Raw genomic sequence first — 949 nt, 5'->3', positions numbered from 1 at the left:
TTTGTGATATGGCTTTCATGTTGGTGATAAAACGCAATACTCGACCCTAGCAGTAAAATTAGCCAGTTTACGTACAACCAAATCAGTAACAAAATACCGACGGCAAAACCGGAATAGATCGCATCGTACTTAGACGAATTTACGACGAAGGCCGTAAAGAGAATGCTTGAAGCCTGCCACGCACTTCCACCCACGACACCGCCCACCAAAGCACTTTTAAAGTTAACTCGAGTATTTGGCATTAGAATATAAAACATGGTAAATGTCAGAATAATCATAAAGAAAGGCATCAGTTTGGTCATCATTAAGATCACCGTGCCAAAGGGTTCAATTGAAGCGATACTTTGAACCAGGCTGGAATTCATTGTTGACGCGGTTAGACTAATAGCAGCAACCACCAAGACTGGACCAACCAGCACAACGATCAGGTAGTTACTGAAACGCTGCCCCAAGGAACGCAATTCCGGTGCGAACCAAATCGTATTAAATGCCTTTTCTATCTTCTGGATTAGGGAGATAACCGTATAGAACAATATAATAAAACCAAGAAAGCCCAGTACACCAACCTTCATATTATCGACGAAGGACAAAACACTATTATGTATTTCGATGCCTTTAGCCCCCATCGGTTCAAGGAAGCTATAGAGCATCGGGGTAAAACGGTCTTGTACATTGAAAGCTTTCAAAACTGAAAAGCTCAAGGCCAGCATAGGGACAATCGAAAGAATCGTCGTATAAACAAGACTCATTGCGTGAAGCGTTATTTGCCCGGTAGCGATATCACGGATCACAACATAAAGAATTCGAAGGGCGTCCCGAAGCAAAGACATAAGGGGATTCATTGAGGGCTTTGGTGAGGCTAAAAGCCAGGCTTCAGCGTCCTTCCATTGATCTAGCAAGTTTTTCAAAATGACCTACCCTGTCGTGACAGCATCAATCTCACAAATCA

Annotated in this window: 1 protein-coding gene; it reads right to left on the bottom strand. The window is 42.9% G+C overall.

Annotated elements, in window-relative coordinates:
- Positions 1 to 908: YihY/virulence factor BrkB family protein (locus A3735_RS05510; protein ID WP_068637713.1), on the bottom strand; the 908-nt coding region annotated here is incomplete at its 3' end.
- Positions 909 to 949: the final 41 nt, after the last annotated feature.

It is taken from the genome of Oleiphilus sp. HI0061 (assembly GCF_001635675.1).
The sequence above is the reverse complement of the archived record's forward strand: the minus strand, read 5'-3'. Positions and strand labels throughout refer to the sequence as shown.